Source organism: Meiothermus granaticius NBRC 107808, from assembly GCF_003574355.1.
Taxonomy (GTDB): Bacteria; Deinococcota; Deinococci; order Deinococcales; family Thermaceae; genus Meiothermus; species Meiothermus granaticius.
The window spans coordinates 1-992 of the sequence record NZ_QWLB01000096.1 but is presented as its reverse complement, the minus strand read 5'-3'; the positions used below and the strand labels follow the sequence as shown (position 1 = coordinate 992).

Genomic DNA, 992 nt, shown 5'->3' with positions numbered 1-992 from the left:
CCCCAGACCCCCGCCCTTTGCCCCCGAAGGGTCACCCTTCCTCCGAGGCGGCTTGCAGAAGGGTTTCCAGCCGCACCACCCCGATCACCTGCCCGTTCCCATCGGTCACCCCCAGCTCTCGCCCCCCGTGGGCCAGAAGGGAGGAGAAAGCCTCTCTGGCCATGGCCGTCTGGGGGATCTGCACCGCCGGGGATCTTGGCCCCAGCGGCTCGATCAGCCCCTCGAGGGGGAGCCTCGAGAGCCGCAACAGGGTACGCGCAGGCCCCAGAAACCCCCGCACGAACTCGGTTTTAGGATGCCCCAACAGCTCGCTAGGGGGGTCGTACTGCTCGATCTGGCCCATGTTCATCAGGCCGATACGGTCGGCGAGCTTGACCGCTTCTTCCAGGTCGTGGGTCACGAACAACACGGTCTTCTGGAGCTCGGCCTGCAGCCGCAAGAACTCGTCCTGGAGGCGCTCCCGGGTGGGGGGATCCACCGCCGCAAAGGGCTCATCCATCAGGAGCACCGGAGGGTCGGCGGCCAGGGCTCGGGCCAAGCCGACCCGCTGGGCCTGCCCGCCGGAAAGCTGGCGGGGGTAACGGTGGGCGTAGAGGGCCGGCTCGAGGCCCACCAGGGCGAGCATCTCCCGCGCTCGAGGCTCCCGTCGGGTTTTGTTCCAACCCAGCAATCGCGGCACCACCATGACGTTCTCCAACACGGTCATATGCGGGAAGAGCCCAATGCTCTGGATCACATAGCCGATGCCTCGGCGTAGCTCGACCTCGTCGAGCCCCCGCACGTCCCGCCCTCCCAGGTAGACCGTGCCCTCGCTGGGCTCAACCAGCCGATTAACCGTGCGCAGCAGGGTGGTCTTGCCGCATCCCGAGGGCCCCAGAAGCGCCACCAGTTGCCCGGCGGTCACCTCGAGGCTCACCCCCTTCAGGGCCTCGAAGCGGTCGTAGCGCTTGACCACCCGCTCAAACCGAATCGCGGCGGCGTCTGGGCGGGGC

1 protein-coding gene is annotated in these 992 nt (G+C 68.1%); it reads right to left on the bottom strand.

Features of this window, described 5'->3' with window-relative positions; all coding sequences use genetic code 11:
• Nucleotides 1–31: 31 nt before the first annotated feature.
• The gene (locus tag Mgrana_RS16630; protein WP_240631421.1) at nt 32–955 is read right to left on the bottom strand and encodes an ABC transporter ATP-binding protein; all 924 of its coding nucleotides are present in this window, start codon (nt 953–955) and stop codon (nt 32–34) included.
• Nucleotides 956–992: the final 37 nt, after the last annotated feature.